This is a genomic window from Mesorhizobium sp. WSM4935 (assembly GCF_029625735.1).
Taxonomy (GTDB): Bacteria; Pseudomonadota; Alphaproteobacteria; order Rhizobiales; family Rhizobiaceae; genus Mesorhizobium.
On record NZ_JARTVR010000004.1, the window covers coordinates 329,321 to 355,724 of the forward strand.

General features: G+C 64.7%; 27 protein-coding genes. 12 read left to right on the forward strand and 15 right to left on the reverse strand.

Features of this window, described 5'->3' with window-relative positions; all coding sequences use genetic code 11:
* Nucleotides 1-60 precede the first annotated feature (60 nt).
* A complete protein-coding gene (locus tag P9273_RS13185; RefSeq protein ID WP_040996931.1) occupies nucleotides 61-1,542 on the forward strand; it encodes a pyridoxal phosphate-dependent decarboxylase family protein in 1,482 nt (493 codons plus the stop codon).
* A gap of 19 nt (nucleotides 1,543-1,561) precedes the next feature.
* Here P9273_RS13185 and P9273_RS13190 read toward each other — a convergent pair whose 3' ends face one another.
* Nucleotides 1,562-3,568 carry a BTAD domain-containing putative transcriptional regulator gene (locus P9273_RS13190; protein ID WP_278049312.1) on the reverse strand — a complete coding sequence of 669 codons (2,007 nt, stop codon included), beginning with the start codon at nucleotides 3,566-3,568 and terminating at the stop codon, nucleotides 1,562-1,564.
* 160 nt (nucleotides 3,569-3,728) lie between these two features.
* On the opposite strand from P9273_RS13190, the gene P9273_RS13195 reads away from it, so the two are divergent.
* Nucleotides 3,729-3,965, forward strand: coding sequence for a hypothetical protein (locus P9273_RS13195; protein WP_040996927.1), 237 nt, complete (start codon nucleotides 3,729-3,731; stop codon nucleotides 3,963-3,965).
* A 21-nt stretch (nucleotides 3,966-3,986) separates the two neighbouring features.
* Here the strand turns inward: P9273_RS13195 and P9273_RS13200 are convergent, their stop codons facing one another.
* The 3 genes from P9273_RS13200 to P9273_RS13210 all read right to left on the reverse strand — a co-directional run bounded on the left by P9273_RS13200 (nucleotide 3,987) and on the right by P9273_RS13210 (nucleotide 6,574).
* Entirely contained in the window at nucleotides 3,987-4,355 is a 369-nt protein-coding gene (locus tag P9273_RS13200; protein WP_278049314.1) for a YciI family protein, read from the reverse strand.
* A gap of 96 nt (nucleotides 4,356-4,451) precedes the next feature.
* Nucleotides 4,452-5,861 (reverse strand): ATP-binding protein, encoded by a 1,410-nt coding sequence (locus P9273_RS13205; RefSeq protein ID WP_278049315.1) that lies wholly within the window; start codon nucleotides 5,859-5,861, stop codon nucleotides 4,452-4,454.
* Complete coding sequence (locus tag P9273_RS13210; protein WP_040996921.1) at nucleotides 5,858-6,574, reverse strand: response regulator; 717 nt, start codon at nucleotides 6,572-6,574, stop codon at nucleotides 5,858-5,860. The genes P9273_RS13205 and P9273_RS13210 overlap by 4 nt, the downstream gene beginning before the upstream one ends.
* A gap of 241 nt (nucleotides 6,575-6,815) precedes the next feature.
* On the opposite strand from P9273_RS13210, the gene P9273_RS13215 reads away from it, so the two are divergent.
* The 4 genes from P9273_RS13215 (at nucleotide 6,816) to clpS (ending at nucleotide 8,296) form a co-directional block, all read left to right on the forward strand.
* Nucleotides 6,816-7,118, forward strand: coding sequence for a hypothetical protein (locus P9273_RS13215; RefSeq protein WP_140746126.1), 303 nt, complete (start codon nucleotides 6,816-6,818; stop codon nucleotides 7,116-7,118).
* Between the two features lie 37 nt (nucleotides 7,119-7,155).
* The gene (locus P9273_RS13220; RefSeq protein WP_278049316.1) at nucleotides 7,156-7,398 is read left to right on the forward strand and encodes a hypothetical protein; all 243 of its coding nucleotides are present in this window, start codon (nucleotides 7,156-7,158) and stop codon (nucleotides 7,396-7,398) included.
* A 148-nt stretch (nucleotides 7,399-7,546) separates the two neighbouring features.
* On the forward strand, nucleotides 7,547-7,861 hold the full coding sequence (locus tag P9273_RS13225; RefSeq protein WP_278049317.1) for a hypothetical protein: 315 nt from the start codon (nucleotides 7,547-7,549) through the stop codon (nucleotides 7,859-7,861).
* Between the two features lie 129 nt (nucleotides 7,862-7,990).
* Nucleotides 7,991-8,296, forward strand: coding sequence for an ATP-dependent Clp protease adapter ClpS (gene clpS / locus P9273_RS13230; RefSeq protein WP_040996915.1), 306 nt, complete (start codon nucleotides 7,991-7,993; stop codon nucleotides 8,294-8,296).
* Nucleotides 8,297-8,344: 48 nt separating this feature from the next.
* Here the strand turns inward: clpS and P9273_RS13235 are convergent, their stop codons facing one another.
* Genes P9273_RS13235 through P9273_RS13250 form a run of 4 tightly spaced genes read right to left on the reverse strand, consistent with a single transcriptional unit; the run spans nucleotide 8,345 to nucleotide 15,173 of the window.
* Nucleotides 8,345-10,432: a hypothetical protein gene (locus P9273_RS13235; RefSeq protein WP_278049318.1), complete on the reverse strand. Its 2,088-nt coding sequence runs from the start codon at nucleotides 10,430-10,432 to the stop codon at nucleotides 8,345-8,347.
* A 3-nt stretch (nucleotides 10,433-10,435) separates the two neighbouring features.
* On the reverse strand, nucleotides 10,436-13,258 hold the full coding sequence (locus P9273_RS13240) for a DUF4159 domain-containing protein (RefSeq protein WP_278049319.1): 2,823 nt from the start codon (nucleotides 13,256-13,258) through the stop codon (nucleotides 10,436-10,438).
* On the reverse strand, nucleotides 13,255-14,169 hold the full coding sequence (locus tag P9273_RS13245) for a DUF58 domain-containing protein (RefSeq protein WP_278049320.1): 915 nt from the start codon (nucleotides 14,167-14,169) through the stop codon (nucleotides 13,255-13,257). The genes P9273_RS13240 and P9273_RS13245 overlap by 4 nt, the downstream gene beginning before the upstream one ends.
* A complete protein-coding gene (locus P9273_RS13250; RefSeq protein WP_278049321.1) occupies nucleotides 14,169-15,173 on the reverse strand; it encodes an AAA family ATPase in 1,005 nt (334 codons plus the stop codon). The genes P9273_RS13245 and P9273_RS13250 overlap by 1 nt, the downstream gene beginning before the upstream one ends.
* Nucleotides 15,174-15,327: 154 nt before the next feature.
* Here P9273_RS13250 and P9273_RS13255 point away from each other — a divergent pair, with 154 nt between their 5' ends.
* Genes P9273_RS13255 through P9273_RS13265 form a run of 3 tightly spaced genes read left to right on the forward strand, consistent with a single transcriptional unit; the run spans nucleotide 15,328 to nucleotide 17,883 of the window.
* Nucleotides 15,328-15,978 (forward strand): DUF1285 domain-containing protein, encoded by a 651-nt coding sequence (locus P9273_RS13255; RefSeq protein ID WP_278049524.1) that lies wholly within the window; start codon nucleotides 15,328-15,330, stop codon nucleotides 15,976-15,978.
* Between the two features lie 7 nt (nucleotides 15,979-15,985).
* Nucleotides 15,986-16,618 carry a CoA pyrophosphatase gene (locus P9273_RS13260; RefSeq protein ID WP_278049322.1) on the forward strand — a complete coding sequence of 211 codons (633 nt, stop codon included), beginning with the start codon at nucleotides 15,986-15,988 and terminating at the stop codon, nucleotides 16,616-16,618.
* Nucleotides 16,615-17,883, forward strand: coding sequence for a CCA tRNA nucleotidyltransferase (locus P9273_RS13265; protein ID WP_278049324.1), 1,269 nt, complete (start codon nucleotides 16,615-16,617; stop codon nucleotides 17,881-17,883). The genes P9273_RS13260 and P9273_RS13265 overlap by 4 nt, the downstream gene beginning before the upstream one ends.
* 89 nt (nucleotides 17,884-17,972) lie before the next feature.
* Here the strand turns inward: P9273_RS13265 and P9273_RS13270 are convergent, their stop codons facing one another.
* From P9273_RS13270 to hemF, 5 genes are all read right to left on the reverse strand, one after another.
* Nucleotides 17,973-18,932: a S8/S53 family peptidase gene (locus tag P9273_RS13270; protein ID WP_442920212.1), complete on the reverse strand. Its 960-nt coding sequence runs from the start codon at nucleotides 18,930-18,932 to the stop codon at nucleotides 17,973-17,975.
* 78 nt (nucleotides 18,933-19,010) lie between these two features.
* Nucleotides 19,011-19,589: a hypothetical protein gene (locus P9273_RS13275; protein ID WP_278049325.1), complete on the reverse strand. Its 579-nt coding sequence runs from the start codon at nucleotides 19,587-19,589 to the stop codon at nucleotides 19,011-19,013.
* 275 nt (nucleotides 19,590-19,864) lie between these two features.
* Nucleotides 19,865-20,050 (reverse strand): DUF1059 domain-containing protein, encoded by a 186-nt coding sequence (locus P9273_RS13280; protein WP_040989704.1) that lies wholly within the window; start codon nucleotides 20,048-20,050, stop codon nucleotides 19,865-19,867.
* Between the two features lie 354 nt (nucleotides 20,051-20,404).
* Nucleotides 20,405-20,665, reverse strand: coding sequence for a DUF1344 domain-containing protein (locus tag P9273_RS13285; protein WP_040996896.1), 261 nt, complete (start codon nucleotides 20,663-20,665; stop codon nucleotides 20,405-20,407).
* Nucleotides 20,666-20,923: 258 nt separating this feature from the next.
* A complete protein-coding gene (gene hemF, locus P9273_RS13290) occupies nucleotides 20,924-21,838 on the reverse strand; it encodes an oxygen-dependent coproporphyrinogen oxidase (RefSeq protein ID WP_278049327.1) in 915 nt (304 codons plus the stop codon).
* A gap of 120 nt (nucleotides 21,839-21,958) precedes the next feature.
* On the opposite strand from hemF, the gene P9273_RS13295 reads away from it, so the two are divergent.
* A complete protein-coding gene (locus P9273_RS13295; RefSeq protein WP_040996891.1) occupies nucleotides 21,959-22,216 on the forward strand; it encodes a hypothetical protein in 258 nt (85 codons plus the stop codon).
* 186 nt (nucleotides 22,217-22,402) lie between these two features.
* On the opposite strand, the gene soxR is transcribed toward P9273_RS13295, so the two are convergent.
* On the reverse strand, nucleotides 22,403-22,846 hold the full coding sequence (soxR, locus tag P9273_RS13300) for a redox-sensitive transcriptional activator SoxR (protein WP_040996889.1): 444 nt from the start codon (nucleotides 22,844-22,846) through the stop codon (nucleotides 22,403-22,405).
* Between the two features lie 146 nt (nucleotides 22,847-22,992).
* Nucleotides 22,993-23,454, reverse strand: coding sequence for a tRNA (cytidine(34)-2'-O)-methyltransferase (locus tag P9273_RS13305; protein ID WP_278049328.1), 462 nt, complete (start codon nucleotides 23,452-23,454; stop codon nucleotides 22,993-22,995).
* Nucleotides 23,455-23,921: 467 nt separating this feature from the next.
* On the opposite strand from P9273_RS13305, the gene P9273_RS13310 reads away from it, so the two are divergent.
* Nucleotides 23,922-24,356, forward strand: a complete 435-nt coding sequence (locus P9273_RS13310) for a hypothetical protein (protein ID WP_278049329.1) — start codon at nucleotides 23,922-23,924, stop codon at nucleotides 24,354-24,356.
* Between the two features lie 9 nt (nucleotides 24,357-24,365).
* Nucleotides 24,366-26,240, forward strand: a complete 1,875-nt coding sequence (locus P9273_RS13315) for an ABC transporter ATP-binding protein (RefSeq protein ID WP_278049330.1) — start codon at nucleotides 24,366-24,368, stop codon at nucleotides 26,238-26,240.
* Nucleotides 26,241-26,404: the final 164 nt, after the last annotated feature.

Genomic DNA, 26,404 nt, shown 5'->3' on the forward strand with positions numbered 1-26,404 from the left:
CCGCCGTCCCGTCGGGTCGGCGGCGCCGCGGCCGATTCGCATGTCTCGGGGGAGAAACTGATGGACACGCTGCAGGAAGCCGTTGTCGCGGAGGAAACGCTCGATCCACCAGATTGGGCCGATATGCAGGCCCTTTCGCACCGGATCGTCGAGGACGCCGTCGCTTATCTCAGGGATGTCCGGGACCGTCCGGTGTGGCGCGAGATGCCGGTCGATGTCCGCACCTTCTTTTCTGCGCCGCTGCCGCGCGAGCCGATGCTCATTGCCGACGTCTATGACGATGTCGCCCGCAACGTGATGCCTTATCCGATGGGCAACATCCATCCGCGTTTCTGGTCCTGGTATATGGGGGCCAGCAACTTCACCGGCGCGCTCGGCGACTTCCTTGCCGCGATCCAGGGTTCCAATCTCGGGGGCGGCAACCATGCCGCTGGCTTGATGGACGGTCAGGTCGTCAACTGGATGAAGGAGATGGTCGGATTTCCGGCCTCGGCAAGCGGCACGCTGGTCAGCGGCGGCTCGATGGCCAACCTCATCGGTCTGACCGTGGCGCGCAACGTCAAGGCCGGCATCGACGTGCGCGAACGTGGCGTCGGCGCCATGCCGAAGCCGTTGCGCTACTACGCCTCGGACCAGGTCCATTCGTGTCACCGCAAGGCGATGGAGGCGCTCGGGCTCGGCAATCGGGCGCTGCGGCGGATTCCGACCGATGCCGGTCTGCGCATCGATATCGCCGCGCTCAAAGCGGCAATCGCGGAGGATCGCGAGGCGGGTTTCAAGCCGGCCTGCGTGATCGGCACGGCTGGCACCGTCAACACCGGTGCGATCGACGACCTGCAGGCGCTGGCGGTGTTGGCTGCCGAGGAGGACCTTTGGTTCCATATCGACGGCTGCATCGGCGCGCTGATCGCCATCGCACCTGAAAACAGATCGCTCGTCGCAGGCATCGATCAGGCGGATTCGATCGCGCTCGATCCGCACAAATGGCTGCACGCGCCATTCGAAGCCGGCTGCGCGCTGGTGCGGGACGCATCCCAGCATCGCAAAACCTTTGCCGTCACGCCGGAATATCTGGAATCGAGGCCGCGCGGCCTCGCCTCCGGAGAGTGGCTGCACGATTACGGGCTACAAACATCGCGCGGTTTCCGCGCGTTGAAGATCTGGATGGCGCTGAAGGAGCATGGCGTCGAAAAGTTCGGCCGACTGATCGACCAGAACATCGCCCAGGCCCGCTACCTCACCCAGCTGATCGAGGCGGAGCCGTCGTTCGAGCTGATGGCGCCGACCACCATCAACATCGTCAGCTTCCGCCACCGGCTGGATGGCGCGTCAGAGGAACAGCTCAAGGCGTTCAATACCGAAATCATGCTCAGGCTGCAGGAAGAAGGCATTGCAGCCGTGTCCGACACCACGGTGCACGGGCAGCACTGCCTGCGGGTCGCGATCACCAACCACCGCACCCGCCGCGACGAGCTCGACCTCCTGCTGCGTGAGACGCTGCGCATCGGAGCGGAAATCAAGGCCGCGGCGCTACCAGACTGACGAGATTGCGCAAGATATGTCATTCCGGCAGGCCGGCCAGCCGTAGCGCTTCGACATATTTGGCGAAATATTCTGGCCTGATCTGCCCCACCCGGTGCTTGAGGTTGGAAAGCTTCAGTTGCGGGTCGAGCTCCAGCGAGCGCGCGATGTGCCTGCTCGCGGCATCCCGCCTGCCGGCCATGGCGTTGCTGGCGGCCGCCACACGCAGGCCGGTGAGATAATAGGGCTGCGCGCGCGACGCTGCCTCGGCGAGCGGCCAGGCGGCATCGTAGCGGCCGGCCACGAAGTGAGCGAAGGCAGTGAAGGTCTGCAGGAAGAAGGTCAGCGGATCGAACGGGCTCAGCCGCCTTGCCCGCGACATGTGCTCGATTGCGATGTCGGGGTCGTCATGGCAGGCCTTGAGGCAGCCGCTGGCGCTCCAGGCGGCTGCGCAGTTCGGGTTGAGCACGAGCGCGCGGTCAGCCAGTGCCGATCCGGCCTCGTAATCGCCGGTGACATAACCCAGCGCCAGGCCGCTGAAAGCCAGCGCCATCGCATCGTCCTTGCCGGCGATAGCCACGTCGCCGACCAGCCTGGATACCTCGGCTGTTTCCTTCTGCCGGTCGGTCATCCAGCCATTCGCCATGCGCCAGAAATAGCACCAGGCGGCAGCGCCTTCCGCGGCGGCAAAATCGGTGTCGAGCTGGATGGCCCTGTAGAACTGTGGCAACGCCTCCTCCAGCCCTTCTCTCGTCCAGCGGTACAGGCTCGCCATGCCGCGCAGATAGTGGTCATAAGCGTCGAGGCTCTCGGTGGGCTTGCGCTTGGCGCGCGCCATCTCGGCCTGTTCGAGTCTGGGTGAAATTGCGCCGATGACACTGGAGGCAACGAGGTCCTGCAGTTCGAACACCTCCGAGACATCGCCTTCGAAGCGGTCGGCCCACAGATTTACTCCCGCCGACGCCTCGATAAGCTGACCTGCCACCCGAAGCCGGCTGCCGGCCTTGCGGACACTGCCCTCCAGCACATAGCGCACCCCGAGCTCGCGTGCCACGCGGGTGACGTCAACCGCCTGGCCCTTGTAGGCGAAGGCGGAATTCCGCGCGATCACGAACAGCCAGCTGACATGCGACAGCGCCGTCGTGATCTCCTCGACAACGCCGTCAGTGAAATATTCCTGCTCGGCGTACATGTTCTGGAACGGCAGGACCGCGATCGACGGCTTTGCCGGCACCGAAACGACAGGGCGAGGCGCCTTCGCTTCCAGGCGGGAAAGTTCGGCCTCGGGCTGGCCATAGTCGGCTATCGAACCCTTCAGCTCCATTGGCGCCTCGATGCGTTCGATCAGCGCCCGCGTCGCTTCCTCAGGCTCGACACCGAGCTCGCGCTTGAGCGCTTCCTTACAGGCCAGGAACTGACGAAAGGCGTCGTTGGTCCGGCCGTGGCGGCGGAAGACGCGGATCAGGGCGCGGTGGGCCTGCTCGGCGCATGGGTCGGACGTCACTAGCCGCTCAGCCAGTCTTTCGCAGGCCTGCTCCTCGCGTTCACCGAGTTCCGGCAGGAGGCTCAGCCGTTCGGCCAGGTCCAACGCCTTGCGGGTGTAGTTCGCCCGAAGCGGCGCAAGCCATCCGTCGATTTCGCCGGGGGATGGCAGTCCGTCGAGCAGGTCACCCCGGTACAGGTCGGCAGCTGCCGCGAGGCTCGCGCCGTCATCGGCCTGGCAGTTCCGGTCGAAAATCCAGATGTCGGCCTCGTTGTCATTCGCCACCAGCCAGATGGTGCCGGCATTGCCTTCGATACGAATGGCCTCGTTGCCGGTGGACGGAAACAGCCGCCTGATGTCGACCAGGGCTTGGCGCAGGCTGTTTCGCGCCTGCTGCTCGCCGCTGCCGGTCCACAGCATCGCCGCCACCTTCTCGCGGCGAAGCCCTTTCGGGCCGGCCAGAACCAGCGCGGCAAAGAGCAGCGACGTCTTGCGCGTCGCGAAGTGCAGAGGTTGCCCGCCTGCGGAGACAACCTCGATGCCGCCAAGCAATCGAATGTGCATCCGGGGCCCCGTGAAACAGCGTTAAGCAGAATACCATGTCCCGCCGCCGACTTAACGACGATTTTGCGGGCTTTTTCCTGCGGTTTCACGCCTGGACGAACGTTGCCAAAGCGCGCCGATGAGACACTGCCGTCGTGAGTTCGAACGAGGGAGAATGACAATGACCTACATCAATATCAGAACCTGCCAGCCGAGCACCCGAGTTGCCGGCACGCTCGCCGCCAAGATCGCGTTAATCTTCGCCGGGTTCCAGCGCCGGTATCAGGACGCCATGCAGCGCAGGGCTTTGGCCGGTCTGTCCATTTCGGAGCTGAAGGATTTCGGCTATCCGGCCGATGAAGCCCCCGCGGATGCTGCGGCGCGCAGCCGCACCGCCGGGCGCCGCCCGCTGCGGTGAATCCGTCGCTTCTCCCGGAATTCAGGCCAGCGGCGCGCCCGGCAGATAAAGCGCAATCGGCCGGATCTCGTAGACGGCAGTGGGGTTGACGCGCTTGAGATCGCGCGCCGCGGCGATCGCCTCGTCCTGGTTTGCACAATCGAGGACATAGAGGCCGAGCAACTGCTCCTTCGTCTCGGCGAAGGGACCGTCGATGACCATGCCGTCCCCCGGACCGCGTAGCGTCACGGCCTTGGCCGTCGCGTCGAGCCTGGCCGCCGGCCCGAGCTTGCCCTCGCGCGTCAGCCGGTCGTTGACCTCGAGCAGGTCTTTCATCAGCGCCGCATCCTCGTCGGGCGTCCAGGACTGCACGGTGTCTTCCACGTGATATGCAAGGACGGCGTAGAACATGGGTGGATTTCCCTCGTAACCAAGCGGGCCGCACTATCACAAAGGAAGGGGCGGCCGATCCAGTGGCTCAATGCGGCGGGATGACCGCCTGCTGACTCAAGCTGCCACCGGCAAGCTTAGTTCCGTCAGCAGCCCGCCGCCAGGGTAGTTGGAAAGATTGACCTCGCCGCCGGCGCCGCGCGCGATGTTGCGGGCGATGGTGAGGCCGAGGCCGAGGCCGCCGGTGGTGCGGTTGCGCGATTCCTCCAGCCGCACGAAGGAGCCGAATACCGCATCCAGCTTCGCCTGCGGAATGCCGGGGCCTTCGTCGCGGATCGACAGCGTGATCGTGTCGCCCGATCGCCGCACGCCGAGATGCGCCTTCTTGCCGTAAGTCACGGCGTTCTGGATGAGATTGGTGACGCAGCGGCGCAGCGCCACCGGTCGCGCGATGCAGATCAGGCCGCGCGACGGAACCACGTCTTCATCGAAGGACGCGCCGTCGAAGGAGTCCGCCACCGATTCCACCAGCGACCAGAAATCGATCCGCTCGGCCTTTTCTTCGGTCACCTCGAATTTGGCGAAGTCGATGACCGAGCTGGCGATGCTTTCGATCTCGGCGAGGTCGTGCGCGAGCGCCTCGCGCGCCGGCGACTTGCGCAGCAGTTCGAGGCGCAGGCGCATGCGTGTCAGGGGCGTGCGCAGATCATGCGCCAACGCCGCCGCGAGGTGCTCGCGATCCTCGACATAATCGCGCAGCCGCATCTGCATGGCATTGATCGCTTTCGCGGCGGCACGGATCTCGCGGCTGCCGCTCTCGGCGATCGGTGGACTTTTCAGGTCGTTGCCGATGCGCGTCACCGCCGTTTCCATCATCCGGTAGGGTGCGGTCAGCCGGCGCAGCGACCAGATCGACATGATGACGATCAAACCGGCGATCAGCGAATAGAGCGGCAGGCTATCGACGCTCAGAATCGGTCCCGCCGGCGTGATCGGCTCGGTGAAATTCAGCCATTGCCCGTCGGAAAAGCGCAGCGAGGCGGTCAGCTTGTCGCTTTGCGCGAAATCCGCTGCCAGGACCAGAAGGTCGCGCTCGACCTGGCCGACATCCTTGTTCGTCGCCTCGCCGTCAGGCACATCCGATTCCTGCGTGGCCGGATCGCGCCGCACGCGCGCGTCGGTGATGCCGAATTTCGACAGGCGGCCGACCAGGATGTCCTCCAACTCGGCCAGTTCGTCGTCGCCGGCGATCGAAGAGGTGACGGCGGGCGTGTCTGAAACCGTCAGCGCATAGGTCGAGTTGAACAGGCCCGACGCGGTCGCCTTGCGTTCTTCGGGCGTGGCGTCATGCATCAGCTGCACCAGCGAGTAGGCGCGGTCGTTCAGCCGGTAGAGATCGACGATGCTGTTGGCGGCGGCCCGGTCGCGCGCCACGATGTAGAGCGTCGCCACCTGACTGATCATCAGGCCGGCAATAACGATGAGCAGCACCCAGACTGGCAGCGTCTGCGGCAGGAAGCGTCTCATTCCGACGTAGTCTCGGGCAGGAACTGATAGCCGCCGCTGCGCACGGTCAGGATCAGCTTGGGCGTCTTCGGGTCATCTTCCATCTTGCGGCGCAGGCGGCTCACCAGGATGTCGACACTGCGGTCGAAACTGTAGCCGGTGTCGCCGCCGGAAAGCTCGATCAGCTGTTCGCGGGTAAGCACGCGCTGAGCGCTCTTGACGAAGGTCTGCAGCAGGTTGAACTCCGCCATGGTCAGCTCCACCCGGACGTCGTCGGGCGCCGTCAGGCGGCGCCGCGCGCAATCCATGGTCCAGCCGGCGAAGCGGTAGATCTGCTTGGCGACGGGGCGGCGCGGCTCGGCGCTGCCGTTGCGTCTGAGCACAGCGCGGATGCGGGCCAGAAGCTCGCGCGGATCGAAGGGCTTCGGCACGTAGTCGTCGGCGCCCATTTCCAGGCCCACGACGCGATCGGTCGTTTCGGTGACTGCCGTCAGCATGATGATCGGCGTGGTGTAGTTGGCGCGGATCTCGCGGCAAAGCTCAAGCCCGCTTTTGCCGGGCAGCATCACGTCGAGAACGATCAGGTCCACCGGCGTGCGGCGCAAGATCGCTTCCATCTCGGTGCCGTCGCCGGCCACCGTCGTGTGCAGGCCGCGCTTCTGGAAGAATTCCTGCAGCAGGTCGCGTATGCCCTTGTCGTCGTCGACGATCAGTATGTGCGCATCGGATTTCACTCGAAACCTATCATTCTATTTTGGCCGGACATCTCGTCGCGAAATACCCACACGATAGAATTCGGGCCACATCTTGGCCAGTGGCCGCGACCGCCGCGCCGGCCGGATTCCCCCAGAAACAATCCAGAAACAAAATTCTACAGTCGGGAAAAACTGGTGAAAAATTTCAAGATCATAACCGGTGCCGTGGCGGTCAGGTCATCGGCTGCGACGCAAGTTTCCGGAGTAACGGGCAAGACCAATGCAGAGGTTCTGGATCAGCGTGATGGGTGCTTTGCTCAGCATATCGCTCATCACAGCCGCAGCCGGCGCCTCCACCGCAAAGGTCGCCCCGCTTACCCGGACCGAGCGCTGCACCAATCTGAGCCGTCAGGTTGACGAAGCCCTCGAAACCCATGCCGCGGCAACGCAGGTCACCGCGGCGAAAGCACTGCAAAGAAAGGGAAACCGGTTCTGCGCCAACAAAAAACAGGCACAGGGAATCCGGATGCTCGCAAATGCTTTGAAGCTGCTTGGAGTGACGCCGATCGATCCCGCTCAGTGACGCTCATCCAGATCTGCAAGAAAAAGGAAATGAAGCCATGAAGAAGTCCATCCTCTCCGCCCTCGGCCTCGGTGTTGCTCTCGCCTTCGCGATGCCGGCTCTCGGCAACGCCCAGACGACCACCGCTCCGGCTGCCTCGACCGCGACCACCACGACCGCTCCGGCCGACAGCACCGCGAAGCCGGCGAAGAAAGTCGTCAAGAAGACCGCCAAGGCGCACAAGAAGGCTGCCAAGAAGGTCGTCAAGAAGACCGACAAGAAGGACGCTCCGAAGACCTGATCCAGGCTTCGGCACATCCTGCAAAGCCGTTCCGGCCATTTCGGCCGGGGCGGCTTATGCGCGACGGAAGCCTTCTCAACCGGCAGTTTCCGCTATGCCTGTTGCGGCCCTTAACCTGATTGCAATGCCGGTGCTGTAGGACATCCGCATGAAGAAGCGGTTTTCGTCCCTGATGCGTTCGCTGACAGTCGGCGGCCTGATCGTCACCGCGGCCGCGCGATCGTTGATCATCTTCACCGCAAGCCCCGTGCCGGATCCCGCCAGCGGCAGGACCGAGCCCGAGCTGTTCGCTCCGCTGATCTCTTCGAGCTTCGACTACATCACGCCGGCGCAGTCCTGGGTTCTGCTCGTGCTGACGGGTGCGACGACGATCGGCTTTGTCGCCTGGATACTCTTCGCGCTGCTGGAGCGCGGATCGGGCGGCCCCGGCAGGCCGCGCACGGCTGGACGGCAGGGCCGTTGACCGGCGGGCAACGCTTTCCCACATAAAGTTTTCATCGCCTCGGCCGTTGCCGTTGCGCAGGCAAATGGACGTGCGCGTCCCTGCGTGACAAAGTGAAATGAATACCCAGTTCATCACTGGTGGATTCCGATGCCCGAAACCGTCCTCAAACCCCGCACCAAGACGCGGCCGAAAACCGAGCGGCCGAAGCTCTACAAAGTCATCCTCGTCAACGACGATTTCACGCCGCGCGAGTTCGTGGTGACGGTGCTCAAGGGTGAATTCAAGCTCAGCGAGGATCAGGCGCATCGCGTCATGATCACCGCGCATACGCGCGGCGTGTGCGTGGTCGCCGTGTTCACGCGCGACGTCGCCGAGACCAAGGCGGCGCGCGCGACCGATGCCGGCAAGGCCAAGGGCTATCCGCTGCTGTTCACGACCGAGCCGGAAGAATAGGGGTGGGGCGCCTCTCTGTCTCCGCAAGGGAAGAAGGGGAAGGTGGCGCTACCGCCCTTCGCGATACCACATCGAGCCGATGGCGAGCAGCAAGAGGCCGAGGCCGAGGAAGCCGCCGAACAGCGGCACGCGCGACACGGCCTTGAGCGTGCTGTCGTCTGTCGTGCGCAGGCCGATCCAATCGTCGCCCGAGGCGGCGGCCGAGGAGCGGACCGGCACGATCGACGGCAAGGCCACGCCGCCGGCGAGAGTGGCGAGCGTCGATGACGGCGCCAGCCGCCGCACGCTGCCGCCGGTCGCCTCGGCAGGCGCCTTCAGCCTGTCCTCGGTCGAAATCACGTCGGAGAATTCCGGCGCGTTGATCGGGCCGACATGGGCAAGCGCGGTGAGATCGCCATTGCCGATCTGGTAAAGGCCGATTTCGCTGGTCCGCAGGCTGCCGGTGAAGATGCCGGGCTCGGCTTTATCGAGCTTCACCGTCACGGTCTTGCCGGACGGCGTGATCACCTGGGCGGGACCCGGATCGTCGCTCATCGTCTGGCGGCGGATTTCGAGTACCATGCCGCGGCCGTCGGCAGTCAGCCGTTCCTCTTCCAGCTCCGGCTCCTTCATCAGCCAGTGGGCGATGCGGCGATAGAGCTGGACATGCGGGCCGCCGCCTTCGAAGCCGCGCGCCCACAGCCAGCCCTGGTCCGACAAGAGCATGCCGACACGGCCTTCGCCCTTGCGGTCGAGCAGGAGCAGGGGCCGGTTGTCGGCACCCTTCATCACCACTTCACCTTCCGGGTTCTTGACGCCGATGGTGCGGAACCAGCGGCTCCAATGCGGCGGCTCGCTTGCCGAGCCGTCGAGCCCGCGCGTCACCGGATGGCGCTGGCCGAGATCGGTCAGACGCGGATAGAAGGCCTTGTCCACCACCTCGCCGGTCGGCATGGCCGGCAGCGCGGCGTTGAGCGGCGTGCGGGCAATGGAGTTTTCGCCGGCATATTCGGGACCGGCGGCAATCAGCAGCGCGCCGCCCTTTTCGACATATTCGGAGATGTAGTCGTAATAGAGGATCGGCAGCACGTCGCGGTGCTGGTAGCGATCGAAGATGATCAGGTCGAAATCCTTGATCTTCTCGACGAACAGCTCGCGCGTCGGGAAGGCGATCAGCGACAATTCGTTGATCGGCGTGCCGTCCTGCTTTTCCGGCGGGCGAAGGATGGTGAAGTGGACGAGATCGACCGAAGCGTCCGACTTCAAAAGGTTGCGCCAGGTGCGCTCGCCGGCATGCGGCTCGCCGGACACCAGGAGCACGCGCAGGTTTTCGCGGATACCGTCGACCAGGGCGATCGCCCGGTTGTTGTCGTCGGTCAGTTCGCCGAGTTCCCGATCGATACCGAGCTGGACGATGTTGCGGCCGGCATTGGGGATCGTGACCGAGAGTTTCATGGGCTGGCCGATGGTCGCGTGCTCGACCGAGACCTGCTCGCCATTGACCGAGACGCGCACGTCCACCGGCGCGCCGTCGCCTTCCGTCGAAATGACGCGGTAAGTCATGTCGAGCGGCTTGCCGACCAGGCCGAAGCGCGGCGCATTCTCGAAACGGATGCGGCGGTCCTTCTCATGCTCGTTGCCGGTGATCAGCGCATGCAGCGGCGCGTTGAACTCCGGCGCGCCGGCAGGCGCATCGTGCACCTCGCCGTCGGTGATCATGACGGCGCCGCCGATGCGCGACGGCGGCACGTCGCGGAAGGCGCCCTCCAGAGCGCTGAACAGCTTGGTTTCGGTACGGTCGTCCGCGGCTTCGGACTTGCCGGCCTCGACGACGCGGACATCGAACTGCTTGAAGCGGGCAAGACGCTGCTCAAGGCCGGCCAGCGCCTCGTCGGTCTGCTTGGTGCGGTCGCCGATGTCCTGGCTCTGGCTGCGGTCGACAATGAGGGCGACGACGCTCTTCAGCGCCTCGCGCTCCTCGGCGAGGAAAACGGGATTGAGCAAAGCCGCGGCAAGCGCGAGCAGCGCGACGAAGCGTAATGCCGAGCCGCGCTGGCGGAACCACAGGCCGACCAGCGCCAGCAAGAGCAACGGCACGAAGAGCAGGCCGAAGAGCGGCCAGGAGACGAGCGGTTCGAAGGAGATCGACCAGTTCATGACCTACTGCCCCAGCCGTTCGAGCAGCACCGGCACATGCACCTGGTCGGATTTATAGTTGCCGGTCAGCATGTACATCATGATGTTGACCCCGGCGCGCAGCGCGTAGACGCGTTGCATCGGGTCCGGCGGCACCGTCGGCAGCATCGGATCGCCGTTCTCGTCGATCGCCCAGGCGCCGGCGAAATCATTGGCGGTGATCATGATCGGCGAGACGCCGTCACCAGTGCGCACGGGACGGTTCTCGGTGTTGCTGGCATCGAGCGAGGCCTCGACCCAGAGCGGGCTGCCGTTGAAGCGGCCGGGGAATTCCGGAAGGATGAAGAAGGATTTGGTCAGCACGTGGTCCGACGGCACCGGCTCCAGCGGCGGCACGTTGAGATTACCCAGAATGTCGCGCAGCCGCTCGGTGGCAGGGCTCGCCGAGCCGGCGCCGATGCCGTTCGAAAACTGGTCGCGCGTGTCAAACAGAACCGTGCCGCCCTGCTGCATATAGGCATCGATGCGGGCGATCGCCGCTTGGCTCGGCATGGGCGCCGTCGCGTCGATCGGCCAGTAGATCAGCGGGAAGAAGGACAGTTCGTCCTTGGCGATGTCGACGCCGGCCGGCGGGCCGGGTTCGAGCGCGGTCTTCTCGATCAGGAAACGCGTGAGGCCCTCGAGGCCGGCGCGGCTGATCGAATCGACGCCCGGCTCGCCGGTGATGACATAGGCGATGCGGGTTTTCGAAATATCGTCGATCGCCTGGCCGTCGCCGGGCTTCGAATCGTCGGCGCGGGCAAGATCGGCATGGCCGAAAAGGCCGCCCAGCACCACCAGAACGGCCGCGGCGGTCGCCGCCGTGCCTGCGCGGCGCGGCCGGCGCGCCAGCAGGCCGCCCATCCAGAACACGGCCAAAGTGTCGAGCGCCATCAACAGGAGCGCGATGGCGACCAGCGGCCCCTTCAGGTTCTCCGATTCATCGAAGGCGTAAGGGACGGCTGTCACCGGCAGCGAAACCTGCGGGCGGACAAGCGGCGCGAACGTGCTCGACGTGTCGAGCAGATTATGCGCGAAGACGCCCGTCTCCGAGCCGTAAAGGCCGGGCGGATTTTCCAAGGTCACCGGCAGCGGACCGGCGCCGGGCACCAGCGGCCGGGCATCCGGCGAGGGCGGCGTCAGCATGCCGTCGGCGCCGATCATCCGATAGGGCGCGAGCGATGCGGAGGTGGCCTCGGCATTGGCGATCGCGGCGCCCTGGTTGCGCGACAGCTGCACGATGCGTCTCAGCATTTCGACGAAGCTGCCGGAGATCGGCAGGTTCGACCAGGTCGCCTCGGGCGTGACATGGAAGAGCACGAGCGTGCCCTTGTCCTTCTTCATGCCGGTCACCAGCGGCGTGCCGTCGGCAAGCGTGGCCCAGGTGCGCTCGACGATGTCGGGCGTCGGCTCGGCCAGAACCTGCCGGCTGACCGTCACATCGGAGGGCGGGGAAAGATCGGCGAAGGGACCGTTCTTCGGGAATTCGGTCACCGCCTGCGGCGTCGTCCAGGACAGCGCGCCGCCCAGCGCGCGCTCTCCACTGCGCAGCCTGACCGGCAAAAGATCGTCGTCATTGCCGGCAGCGGCAAGGCGGGGACCTGCAAAACGCACCAGCGTGCCGCCCTTGTCGACCCAGTCGACCAGCCGCTGCTTGACCTGCGCCGGAATGGTGCCGACGTCGGCCATGATGATCATCGCCGGCTTCTGGTCGAGAAGCTGCGGAATGGCGTCCGCCAGGTCGGCGGTCGACGGCTCGACCAGGTCGGCAAAGGGCTGCAGGGCGCGGCGGATATAGTAGAGCGGCGACAGAAGCGGCTGCGCCTGGTCGGCCTCGGCCTGCGACAGAAGGCCGACGCGGCGCCGTTTCGAGCTCTCGTCCAGCACGCGCACGGCACCGGCTTGGTGCTCGCCGTCGAGCGCGATCGAGGCGAAATCGTTGCGCAGCTCGAAGGGAACCGCCATCGTACCCGTGGCGGTGGCTTCGCCCGGCGCGAAGGTCAGCGTCGCATCGGCGATGCGGCGGCCCTTGTCGTCGAAGGCGCCCGCGGTGACCTGCCCCGGCGCTGGGTTGCCGGGCGCGCGAATGGCGGTCAGCGCGAAACCGTCGACCTGGTTGTCGGCGCCGATCAGGCCGGTCACGGACGGCCGGTCGGATGTGGCCCAGACCAGCCGGTTCGCGTTCTTTTCGAGCAGCGTCCTGAAAGCGGCCTCGTCGCCTTTGGCGGCAAGTCCATCGGCGAGCACCGCGACGCTGGCGCCCGGCAGGCGCTCCAACGCGGCGGCGACACGGGCATAGACGGCGGGCCTGTCGGTAGGAATCGGCCGCGGCTTGGCGGCACGCAGGTGATCGAGCGCGGCCGAGGCGTCGAAAGGACCGATCTCGGCATTGGGCTTCTCGGCGGTGAAGGCAATCACGACCGGCACGCCGTTCGAACCGGCATCGGCGATCAGCCGCTCGGCGGTGGCCACGCGCTTGTTCCAGTCGGCGGCGCTCGCCCAGCCATTGTCGATGACAAGCGCCAGGGCCGCACCTTCCGCCGGCAATTTTTCGCGCGGATTGAAGACCGGCTCGGCCAGCGCCATCACGACGAGCGCCGCCATCAGCAGCCGAAGCAGCGTCAGCCACCACGGGCTTTGCTGCGGGGTTTCTTCGCGCCTCAGCACCCGGGCGAGGATTCTCAGCGGCGGGAAAACTTCCGTCTGCGGCCTGGGCGGAGTGAGGCGCAGCAACCACCAGATCACCGGCAGCGCCAGAAGGCCCCACAGCACCATGGGCGCCCCGAAGGAAAGCGGCAGCCAGCTCATGCGACCGCCTTTGCGAAATCGGTGCCGTCGGCGGTCATCGCCATATGGATGCGCACCAGCGCCTCCGAGGCGAGGCGGTCGGTGTGGTTGACGGTGTAGCTCCAGCCGAGACGCTTGCACCAGGCGGCCAGTTCCTCGCGGCGGGCCCGGTAAAGCAGCCGATATTCCTCGGCCAGCATCTCCGCGCGGCCGGCGGTCAGCTTGTCGCCGGTCTCGGGATCTGTGAACTCGGTGCGGCCGGCATAGGGGAAGGTTTCCTCAGCCGGATCGGCAACCTCGATCAGATGCGCACGCACGCCGTGGCGGGCGAGCACGTCGAGCCAGGCCTTGGTTTCCTCGACCGGATCGAGGAAATCGCTGACGAGCACGATATCGCAGAAGCGGCGGATGGCCGACAGATCCGGCTTGGCGGGCAGCGCGGTGGCGTGGCTCAGTTGGGCGGCGATGCGCTCGGCGCCGTTGCGGGCGGTGAACGGATCGGTCAGACCCGGCCAGGCGATGCGCTCGCCGCTGCGCGACAAAAGCTCGGCCAGGGCGAGCGCCAGCACCAGCGCCCGTGATTCCTTGGAGACGCTAGCCGTGGCGGATTTGTAGAGCATCGAAGGCGAGGGGTCGGCCCAGAGCCAGACGGTATGCGCGGCTTCCCATTCGCGGTCGCGCACATAGGTATGGTCGTCTCGCGCCGAGCGGCGCCAGTCGATACGCGAGGAATCGCCCTCGACATAGGGCCGGAACTGCCAGAAATTCTCGCCGATGCCGCGCTTGCGGCGGCCGTGCCAGCCGGCGATCACCGTGTTGACGATACGGCGCGCCTCGACCAGCAGGTCCGGCACCAATGAAGCCCGCAACCGGCCGCGGGCGAGCGCGTCGCGCGTCGCAACCGGTGCCTGGACCTCGCCTATTCGACCCATCAGATGCCTTTTGCCAGCTTCGCCACCACGTCACGCACGGAAGTGCCTTCGGCGCGGGCGGCGAAAGTCAGCGCCATGCGATGCTGCAGCACGGGTTCGGCCAAAGCGCGGACGTCGTCGACCGAAGGCGCCAACCTGCCATCATATAGGGCGCGGGCGCGGGCGCACAGGGTCAGCGCCTGGCTGGCGCGCGGGCCCGGCCCCCATGCGACATGCTTGTCGGTCTCGGCATTGCCCTGGCCCGGCCGGGCCGACCGCACCAGCTTGAGGATCGCCGCGACGACGCTTTCCGGCACCGGCATGCGGCGGATCAGCGTCTGGATTTCCCTCAGCCTGGCCGGCTGCAGCACATTGTCGGCCTTTGCCTCGTCGACGCCGGTCGTTTCGAGCAGGATGCGACGCTCCGCCTCGATCTCCGGATAGAGGATATCGACCTGCATCAGGAAGCGGTCGAGTTGGGCCTCGGGGAGGGGATAGGTGCCTTCCTGCTCCAGCGGGTTTTGCGTCGCTAGCACATGGAAGGGCGAGGGCAGGTCGTGGCGGGCGCCCGCGATGGTGACGTGATATTCCTGCATTGCCTGCAGCAGCGCCGACTGCGTGCGCGGCGAGGCGCGGTTGATCTCGTCCGCCATCAGCAATTGCGTGAAGATCGGCCCGGAAAGGAAGCGGAAGGAGCGCTTGCCGAACTCGTCCTGCTCCATCACCTCGGAGCCAAGGATGTCCGAGGGCATCAGGTCGGGCGTGAACTGGACGCGGCGCGAATCGAGGCCGAGCACGATGCCCAACGTCTCGACCAGCTTGGTCTTGGCGAGGCCCGGCACGCCGACCAGAAGCGCATGGCCGCCCGCCAGCAGCGCCACCAGCGTGCGCTCGACGACGGCTTCCTGGCCGAAGATCACCCGGCCGACCGCGTCGCGGACCCTGGAGATGTCGGCCAGCGCCTTTTCGGCTTCCTCGATCATCGCTTTTTCGCTGATCGGGCTTTCCTTGATCATCACGCTCATGCCGCTCGATCCTTGTGGTTGGAGATACCGGCCTGCATTCTCAAGGCCGCAGAATGCCGCGATTCGGCCTCACCCAGCGCCTGTAATTGAACTTAAATCACAGACTCGGGCGGACAAGGCTGACAATCGGGACAACAGTGACTATTTCGTGACCATGGCCGAACGCAGCGAACATCGTGAACAAAGCCCGAGCGAGCAGAGTCTGGGCAAACAGAGTCTGACTGGCGCCACCGAGGCGCGGGGCCTGGAGGCGCTGATCTCGCGCGCGGCGCGGGCCGGCAAGGGGCCGGCGCCGGTCGAACGCTGGAATCCGGACTTCTGCGGCGACCTCGACATGGAGATCAAGGCGGACGGCACCTGGTTCTATCTCGGCACGCCGATCGGCCGCATGCCGCTGGTACAGCTTTTTTCCAGCGTGCTGCGCAAGGATGCCGACGGCAAGACCTATCTGGTGACGCCGGTCGAGCGGGTCGGCATACGCGTCGCCGACGCACCCTTCATCGCCGTCGAAATGAACGTGTCCGGCAACGGGGACGATCAGGTCATCACCTTCCGCACCAATGTCGGCGACGTCGTCGCCGCCGGTCCCGGCCATCCGCTGCGTTTCGTCGACGAGGACGAAACCGGAGGGTTGAAGCCCTATGTGCTGGTGCGCGGACGGCTGGAAGCGCTGGTTGCGCGGCCGGTGATGTACGAACTGGTCGAGCATGGCGAGGAGATCGACATCGACGGCAGGGCGATGTTCGCCGTCCGCTCGGGTGGCGAAGCCTATCCGATCATGCCTGCCGAGAAGCTGAACGGCTGAGCGCGTGATGGACCAGGTGACGCCGGCGCCGTTTTCGATCGCGGACTTCCGGGCGCGCATCGCCGCGCAGGCCGTGCCCAGCCCTGGCGACGATTTCGGCGACCATCGCTTCAATCCCGGCCATCCCAGGCTCAAGCACATCAAGCCGCTGCGCGACGCGGCGGTGCTGATCCCGGTGATCGACCGTGCCGAGGGCGCCATGGTGCTGCTCACCAGGCGAGCCGAGAAGCTGCGCAGCCATTCCGGACAGGTGGCTTTTCCGGGCGGCACCATCGACGCGACCGATCCAAGCCCCGAGGCCACCGCTTTGCGCGAGACCTTCGAGGAGATCGGCCTCGATCGCGGCCATATCGAGATCATCGGCCGCATGCCGGATTATGTCTCCGGCAGCGGCTATCGCATCGTCCCGGTGCTTGCCATTGTGCGGCCGGGTTTTTCGCTGGCGCTCAACGCCGACGAGGTCGACGCAGCTTTTGAGGTGCCCTTGAGCTTCCTTATGGATCCTGCCAACCACGCGCGCGACAGCCGCATGTGGAACGAGCTCGAATGGTTCTTCTACGAGATGCCCTATGGCGGCCAGCGCATCTGGGGCGTCACCGCCGGCATCATCCGCACGCTCTATGAAAGGCTTTATGGTTGAGCGCTGAGGCGTCACTCTCAGGCAGGGCCGATTGGCTGGCCGACAAGCACCTGCAGAAGCTTCTTGCGGCGCTGAAGCAGGGCGCAGAGGAAGCGCGTGTCGCCGGCGGCGCGGTGCGCAATGCGCTGATCGGCCAGCCGGTCGCCGACATCGACATCGCCGCGACCACCGTGCCGGAGGAAACGATCCGGCGCGCCGCGGCGGCCGGCTTCAAGACGGTGCCGACGGGCATCGAGCATGGCACGATCACGGTGATCGCCGGCGGCAAGCCTTATGAGGTGACGACGCTCAGGGCCGATGTCGAGACCGACGGGCGGCGGGCAAAAGTGATCTTCGGGCGTGACTGGAAAGCGGACGCCGAGCGGCGCGACTTCACCATCAACGCGCTCTATGCCGAAGCCGACGGCACGATCGTCGACCTCGTCGGCGGCATAGCCGATATCGAGGCGCGGCGGCTGCGCTTCATCGGCGACGCGGAAGCGCGCATCCGCGAGGATTATCTGCGCATCCTGCGCTTCTTCCGGTTCTTTGCCTGGTATGGCGAGGGACGGCCGGACGCGGAAGGGCTGAAGGCCTGCGCCAGGCTGAAGGACGGGCTTGCCCAGCTTTCAGCCGAGCGCGTCTGGTCCGAACTGAAGAAGCTGTTGTCGGCTCCGGATCCCTCACGCGCGCTGCTGTGGATGCGCCAGGCCGGCGTGCTCTCCGCCGTGCTGCCGGAGAGCGAGAAATGGGGCATCGACGCCATTCATGGCTTGGTCAAGGCTGGAAAAGATCTCGGCTGGCCCGCCGATCCGATGCTGAGGCTGGAGGCGATCGTCCCGCCCGATGCCGTGCGCATGAAGACGCTTGGCGAGCGGCTGCGATTGTCAAATGAAGAGGCCGATCGTCTGCGGCATTGGGCGCTGACCGTTGCGCCGGATGCGAAGGCGACCGAGACCGAACTGGCCAAGAAGCTCTACTATGGCGATCGCGTCGGCTATCTCGACCGCATCCGGCTGGCGCTTGCCGCGGCGCGGACGCGCGCCGCGGAGGACAATCAGGCGATGATGGAAGCCGGCGGCTTTTCACGCCTGCTCAATTTCACGCTGAAATGGCAAAAGCCGGTGTTTCCGATCAAGGGCGCCGACCTGACCGCGCTTGGTGGCTCGCCGGGGCCGAAGCTCGGCGCCACGCTGAAGAACCTCGAGAAGGAATGGGTCGAGTCGGGCTTCACCCTGGAACGCGGCGCGCTCATGAGACGCGCCGCGCAGGCCCTGGAAATCTAAAAAGATCAGGACCGCTCTATCCCTTTGTTTTTACGCAATTCCGGACGGAAAACCGCTCACACTTTTCCTGGAATTGCTCTAGGCGCCCGTCAATGGATCGCAAGAGGGGCGAGCGCGCGGGAAAGGCTTGCCTCGCCCTTGCCGTAGACGGACGGGTCGTAGTTCACCAGCGTGTCGGTGCGGGCCGTATTGAGCAGGTCATTGGTGATCTGCACCGGCGTCGCCTTGGTGAACTTGCTGCCGATGATAGCAGCATAGCCCGAGATGATCGGCGCGGCGAAAGAGGTTCCGTAGAGACCGGTCTTGTCGCCCTCGACGCCGACCACCAGGAAGTGGCTCTGCACGGCCGGGTCGGAGCCGGCATAATTGGAATACCAGGCGAGCTGGGCCTTGTTGGCCGTAGTGCCGTTCGTCGACAGCGCGCCGACGAAGATCGCCGTCGGTTTGCCGATCAGGGCAAGGTCGAGATAGTCCTGCTGGCCACCGGTGACACCGCCGACAGCGACCGAGTCGTTGCCGGCCGCCTTCGAGACGATGGCCGAACCCTTGGTGGCATAGGAGATGATCGAGGACTCCTCTGGAGCCCACCCGATCTGGTTCGTGCTGTAGCCCGCGGTGGTGTACATGCCGTAGCTCAGGTTGAGCACGTTGAGACCGCGCGCCAGCGAAACGGCCGTACCCGTCGAGAAATCCTTAGAGCGTATGGTCGCGGCGGGGGCGATCATGCTTGCTTCTTCGCGCGTCCATTCGCCATGCCGCTGGTATTGGATGCCGATGCCGAAATTGCCGTAAAAGCGCGATGAACTGCTGAAGTCGTCGACCATGGTGATGGTGACGCCCTTGCCCTTGTAGCCGGCTGCCCAAGCGGCGCCGACGTCGGGGCTCATCCAGTTCTGTACCGTTTGCGTCGTCCGCGCGACCGGGATCCTTGCGCTCACGCAGATGGAGCCGCCGCCATGGCAGAGCGCAGCCGTCTCATCCGCGCTGAGAACCTCCTGCGCCGAGGCCATCGGCGCCCAAAGGATTGCAAAAGCGACTGCAGCGCCCAACCTCATTCCCCAGTTCAACGGGAACCGGGATGGGCGCGACTTCGGGCATGAGATGATGTTCATTTGGGGCTCCCGCGATCAGAAAGTGAGACGGTAGTTCAACCAGAGATGCATGGTCTCCGGCTTGGCGCTGACCAGATATTTCAAGGTTTCCTCCGGCGCGGTCATGCCCGCCGCGAGCCGGCAATTGACGCTGTAGGTGCCAAGGTCGCCATAGTCGGCTTCGCAAGGCTTTTCATTGAGGCCGCCGCCGATGGTCGAGGTGACCGAAAGCGACAGCGTGCTGTTCGGGTTGGGATGGATCTGGGTGAGAAAGCCAAGCTTCAGGCTGGGCTCGATGCGGTATTTCTCGGCTTGCTCGCCTGTGCCAAATCCCCAGAGAATGCCGGTATCAGGTGTGATCTGGGTAAGCAGGTCCACATGCATATCGACCCAGCTTGCATGGTACCAACGGGTGAACGACACCCAGCTTCCGCTCTGCAGCTCGTAGCCGCCATTGCCGAGGCCCCTGGCGCGATCGCTGAGTGGGGAACCCTGATGGATATCGACGAGCGAGGTCGTCCATTCCTGGGCCGTTGCCGCGGACGCAAAGAGGAGGGCGCACGACAGGAGCGCCGCCGCGCAGAGACCGACTCCGATGTTGGACCGCTCGCGCATGCGCGAAGTACCTCGCCCCACCATTCCGGACAGCGCCTTGATGGCGAAGGCTCCTCGGGCAGCCCCGCCGGCCGGATCATGGATCGGAGAATCGCACGCGCACCGTTACTGCAAGGTTATCCAAGCCGCTACGAATATAAGAATTGTTTGGAATCTGCGGAAAATGTTTCTGCCGGGGACCCCGGGAGATCGCCGGCAGAACGTTTGGCACAGGCGTAAGCGGCGTTCCGCCTTTGCGTGTTGGCCGATGTGGTCGAATTCTGGAATTTGGCCCCTCAGGCGGCGTCGCGAACCTTCTGGATGCGCGAGCGGATCGCCTCGATCATCGTCTCGCGGATGATGGTCTCGCCATGCGTCTCGCGCATATGCTCGACGGCGCGGCGCATGACCTCCGCTTCCTCCTCGGCGCGCGTGTGCCAGTCACAGCCGGGAACCAGCGATCCGCATTGAAATTCCTTCATCGGGGTCTCCTTTCCTCGCTCCGGAGCCACCAAGCCGGCCGCTCCAGCCATTTGTTTTTATGCAATCCCGTCGGAAGCCGTTGCGCGCGTTTTAACAGGATTGCCCGGATGGATAACAATAACACGTGCCGCCGTTTTCGGTTGCATGAAGAATAGCTAGTGCGTTTCACCGTTTCGTGGAAACAGTGAAACGCCCTAACTATTTGTTTTTACGCAATTCCGGGCGGAAACCGCTCACACTTTTGCTGGAATTGCACTAAGGTCGGTCGGCGCGGCAAACACCCAAAACCGAAAGGCGGAGCACTGGTGCTCCGCCTTTCGTGCTGCCTGAGCCTGCTCTGCCGGGGCCAGCCGTTACTTCATGATCTTGACGGCCTCGGCAATCTTGTTCTTGCCGCTCATGTCCCAGGACACGCGGACTTTCTCGCCGGCCTGAATGCCGGGATCCTTGAAGGCCTTGGACAGCTTGAATGTCGATCCATCATCCAGAACAAGGCTCATGGCCGTTCCGTCAAAGCTCTTCACGGTTCCCGTGGTGTGCTTGACCGCCGCGAACGCGGCGCCACCGGAGGCGAGAAAGGCGGCCGCTGCCGCCGTCACGATAAGCTTGCGCATGGCATGCTCTCCTGGAATGCGGGTGCCCATTTGGCAAGGCACCGTCATTGGTCAGGGCCGTCAAGTCGCGTCGGGTCACGGCCGGCGGGAGACAAGGGATCTCCGCTTCGACCGCCGGCGCTTCCCGACCCGGCGATCTTAAATAGCTCAATTTTTTCAAAAGGATATTAGACGAAAAAGATATTGTCCCTGCCACATTACCCGCCAAGATTCGGCGAATGGGACAGCAATGCGGCCATCGCCGCGCTCACCGGATCGTTACGGCCATTTTACCTCGGGCGGCAGGCTGGACAGGATCGAGGCGACATTGCCGCCGGTCTTCAGGCCGAAGATGGTGCCGCGATCGTGAAGCAAGTTGAATTCGACGTAGCGGCCGCGCCGGATGAGCTGTTCGTCGCGCTCGGCGTCGGTCCAGTTCCGGTTGAAGTTGCCCCGCACCAGATGGGCATAGACGACGAGGAAAGAGCGGCCGACGTCCTGGACGAAATTGAGATCGGCGTCCCAGCCGCCCTTGTCCTCGTCCGAATGCAGCCAGTCGAAGAAGATGCCGCCGATGCCGCGCGGCTCGTTGCGGTGCGGCAGGAAGAAATACTCGTCGCACCAGGCTTTGAATTTGGGATAATCGGCGACGGCGGCGTTCTTCTCGCAAGCGAACTGCATGGCCCGATGGAAGGCGATCGTGTCGGGGTCGTCCTGGGTGCGGCGACGGTCGAGCACCGGCGTCAGGTCGGCGCCGCCGCCGAACCACTGGCGCGTGGTGACGACCATGCGCGTGTTCATGTGCACGGCCGGCACGTTGGGATTCCACGGATGGGCGATCAGCGAAATGCCGCTCGCCCAGAAGCGCGGGTCTTCCTCGGCGCCGGGAATCTGCTTCCTGAATTCGGGGGAGAATTCGCCATGGACCGTCGAAGTGTGCACGCCGACCTTTTCGAAGACGCGGCCGCGCATCATCGACATGGTGCCGCCGCCACCACGGCCCTCGTCGCGCTCCCAAGGCGTCTTCTCGAAATGGCCGGGCGACCATGACGCTTGCGGGCCGGTGAGTTCCTGCTCGAGCTGCTCGAAGGTGGCGCAGATGCGCTCGCGCAGCGCTTCGAACCAGAGGCGGGCCTTCATCTTCTTCTGTTCGATGTCAGCCGGCAGGCCCACCGGAAGGTCAGGTCGTTCCAAATCCGTCTCCAGTCACAGGCCGCTTGCCTGACAAATGACTCGTTTTTTCTGCGCGCGATCCCTAATCTCTTAAAGGCAAGGGTCAAGCCCTGTCTGATCCAGGTGCAAAGGAGTTCCTTCGTGCGCACCCCGGCAAGACCGCCGCTGGATGGTTTGAAGAAGAGTCTGGAACGCTCGCGGGCCGAGCGCGCTAACCAGCCGCGTGACGGCTTCCTGCGTGAGACCTTCGTGCTGCCCAGGGCCGCCGCGCGCCTCAAGGCGAAGGAATGGTTCGAACGTTTCCCCAAGCAGGCCTACTGGACCGAGATCGAAAGCTGGTTCGAACGCCCGGGCGACGTGATCGAATTCACCATGCGCCGGCTGCCAGGGGCGGATTAAGGTGCATTATTCAGGTGAGGCCGGCCTGCAAACGGCGGCTTCCTGCGGTTCCGGCCTTCGCCGGCCGAAGCACTTCTGAGTGACGCGGCAGCTAAATTAAAGCTACGGCCGGCGTAGGCCGGTTCTCGGAAGCCACCGTTTCGACTCGGCCTGACCTGAATCTCAATGCACCTTGGCGCCAGACCGTCAGCGCACCGCCAGCCTTCTCGCCCCCGTACCCTCTCGGGCCAGCCGGTCTTCCTTGTTCCTCAGGGGGCACTTGTCGATCGACATGCAGCCGCAGCCGATGCAGTCGGTCAGGCCATCGCGCAACTTCTTCAATTGGCTGATCTTATGGTCGAGCGCGTCGCGCCAGGCTGTCGAAAGCAGGTTCCAGTCCTCGCGGTTCGGCGTGCGCTCTTCAGGCAGGGACTGGAACGCCTGGGCGATCTCGGCCAGCGAAATGCCGACCTCCTGGGCGACGCGGATGATCGCCACGCGGCGCAGCACATCTCGGCCGTAGCGCCGCTGATTGCCGGACGTGCGGTGGCTGCGGATCAGCCCGCGCGCCTCGTAAAAATGCAGCGCCGATACCGCGACGCCGCTGCGCATCGCCACTTGGCCGACCGTCAATTCCTTCACCGGCGCCATTTCCAAATTCCCGCTTGACCTCAAGTTAAGTTGAGCTTGTAGCCAAGAAGTATCGATAGGGCAATTGCAGGAGAAGGGCGATGTGCGCCTGGGCAGGAATGACGGCGGAAGGGATGGCGGTTCGGGGCAGCGCGGAAGCGCGAAAGCTATTTTCCGAGCTGGCGGAGCGCCTCGCCCGCGACCATGGCGACCGACAGCGCGACATTGATGCTGCGCGCGCCCGGCCGCATCGGAATGGTCAGCCGCGCATCCGCCGCCTGGTGGACTTCTTCCGTCACGCCGGCGGATTCGCGGCCGAACAGAAGAATGTCGCCGGAGGCGAAAGCAAAGTCCGTATAGGCGGTCACGGCCTTGGTGGTGAGCAGCACCAGGCGGTGCGTATGCGCCTTTCGCCATTCCTCGAAGGCGTGCCAGTCGGCATGGCGGGAGAGCGCCGCCATTTCGAGGTAGTCCATGCCGGCCCGTTTCAGCGCCCGGTCGGAGAGGGGGAAACCAGCCGGCTCGATGATATCGACACCGACGTCGACGCAGGCGGCGAAGCGCAGGATTGTCCCGGTATTTCCGGCAATATCCGGCTGGTAGAGCGCGATGCGGAGACGATCGTTCATTTTCGCATCCTGCTAATAAGTGGCAGATCGGCCACAGGCTTCTCCGGCTTTCGGCAATTTCTGGACTGGCGGGTGGCCATTTTCTGCGAACTCGAGTATACCCCCACCATCGTCAACCCGAACCGAATGGAGGGGAACACATGATGACCATGCGCATCCAGCTCCCATCCGGGGCTCACCTCTGCCCGCCGGCGGTTTCGGTACGACGATTCTTCTGACACTTTAAATCCTCATCGCACCGATTCCCGCCGAACCCAGTTTTCGGCCTTCGAAGGAATCTTGCGATGTTTTTCAAACTGCCAAAGGGGCGCCGCGCCCCAGCTGAACGTGTCGAGGCCGACGCTCGTCGCGTCCCAATCGACGCTTGCCGTCCCGTTCCGACCGATTCGATCCGCGCCGTCGGTCGAATGCCGGTGGTCGAGGCCGCATCACCCTTTTTAACGCATTTGCATATGGAGGACGGACCAATGTTCGATCCCTACAAAATACCGGGGTCAAGAAGCCTGCACGAGCGCAAGGTGGCCACCTGGGCGTTGCTGATCGGCGAGACGTATTCATCGGCGGTGCATGCCGAGGAACGGCGCAGGCCGCATCGCGGCATGCTGCCGGACGTCGATTTCTCGCGCGCGGTGCCCGACCACAGCCGACCCACGCTGGTGCGGCGGATCATCCGCCTGATCCGGCCGGGCGACAGGAACCGGGCAGGCTCGGGCTTTTCGCCGGCGAGTTCGGGGCCGTCAGGATCGTCGTGCGATGCTGTCGGCGAAAAGCCTGGGACATCCTATATTGCGCGAAGCAGGGCCGGTGAGACGGACGATTCCGTATCGCCGGCCCGTCGCGCCGCGCGGCCGAAAGGCCTTGCCCATCAATCCCGCGTCGCGCGAGCGCGCATAGCATTGTGAGTGCCCGGAATGTTCCGCTGGTTTGAAAACAGGCTCAATCCGTTTCCGGCCGCGGAGCCGGTCGAGCCGCCGAAGACGCTGATCGCTTTCTGCGTGCATTATACGCGCGGCGCCTGGCCCTATATCATCCTCGATGCGGTGCTGGTGACGGCGATCGCCTTCACCGAAGTGTGGATGTTCGGCTTCATGGGGCGCATCGTCGACTGGCTGTCGGCGCAGAACCGCGAAACCTTCCTGCAGACGGAGCACTGGAAGCTCGCCGGCATGGCTTTCGTCGTGCTGTTCGCGCTGCCCGGCACGGTGTGGCTGCATTCGCTTCTCAACCAGCAGACGCTGATGGGCAACTACCCGATGCGTATCCGCTGGCAGGTCCATCGCTATCTGCTCAAGCAGTCGATGGCCTTCTATCAGGACGAATTCGCCGGCCGCATCGCCACCAAGCTGATGCAGACGGCGCTCGCCGTGCGCGAATGCGTGATCAAGCTGATCGACGTCCTGAACTACGTCATCGTCTACTTCCTCGGCATGCTGTTCATCGTCGGCTCGGCCGACTTGCGCCTGGCGGCGCCCTTGGCCGGATGGCTGGTCGGCTACATCGCGCTGCTGCGCTTTTTCATCCCGCGGCTGGGCAAGGTCGGCGAGGAACAGGCCAATGCGCGCTCCACTATGACCGGCCGCGTCGTCGACAGCTACACCAACATCCAGACGGTGAAGCTTTTTTCGCACGCCCGCCGCGAGGCTGCTTTCGCCAGGGAAGGCATGGCGAGCTTCCTCGATACCGTCTACCGCTCGATGCGGCTGGTGACGCAGCTCTACGGCATGCTCTACATCCTGAACTCGCTGCTTCTGTTCTCGGTGACGGCAATCTCGCTCTGGCTGTGGCTGGGCGAGGCGGTGACGATCGGCGCGGTAGCCGTAGTCATCGGCCTGGTGCTGCGCATGTGGGGCATGTCGCAGTGGATCATGTGGGAGATGTCAAGCCTGTTCGAGAATGTCGGCACGGTGCAGGACGGCATCCAATCGATCTCGCTGCCGCGCCTGGTCGAAGACCGCCCGGGCGCCAAGGACATCACCGTCAGCCAGGGTGAAATCCGCTTCGAGGACATCCGCTTCCACTACGGCAAGCAGAAGGGTGTCATCGAGAACCTGTCGCTCACCGTGAGGCCCGGCGAGAAGGTCGGCATTGTCGGCCGCTCGGGCGCCGGCAAGTCGACGCTGGTCAACCTGTTGCTGCGTTTCTACGACCTGGAAAGCGGCAGGATCTTGGTCGACGGCCAGGAGATCGCGACGGTGACGCAGGATTCGCTGCGCGCTCAGATCGGCATGGTGACGCAGGACACCTCGCTGCTGCACCGCTCGGTGAAGGAGAACATCCTCTACGGCCGGCCGGACGCGACCGACGGGATGCTCATCGAGGCGGCGCGGCGGGCGGAGGCGCTCGATTTCATCGGCGGGCTTTCGGACCATAACGGCCGCAAGGGATTCGACGCCCATGTCGGCGACCGCGGCGTCAAACTGTCCGGCGGTCAGCGGCAGCGCATCGCGATTGCCCGCGTCATGCTGAAGGACGCGCCGATCCTGATCCTCGACGAGGCGACCTCGGCGCTCGATTCGGAAGCCGAGGCGGCGATCCAGGAGAACCTCTACAAGCTGATGCAGGGCAAGACCGTGATTGCCATCGCGCATCGGCTGTCGACGATCGCAGCGATGGACAGGCTCGTCGTCATGGACAAGGGCCGCATCATCGAGGAAGGCTCGCATGAGGACCTCGTCGCCAAGGGCGGGCTCTATGCCCAGCTCTGGCAACGCCAGTCCGGCGGCTTCCTGCTCGACGATGCGCCGGCCGACGCCAAGGCGCCTCAACCCGAGCTGGCGGCGGAGTAACGCGATCGCGATCGCAGCGATTCCAGGAAAAGTGCCTAGCGGTTTTTCGTCCGGAGTTGCGCAAAAACAAAGACTTGGAGCGGTCCGATGGTTCTGCGAGCCGTCGAGCCGCTCCGGCATCAAGGTTACGGCGATTGCCGGGAATCGTTCCCGGGCGTACCACG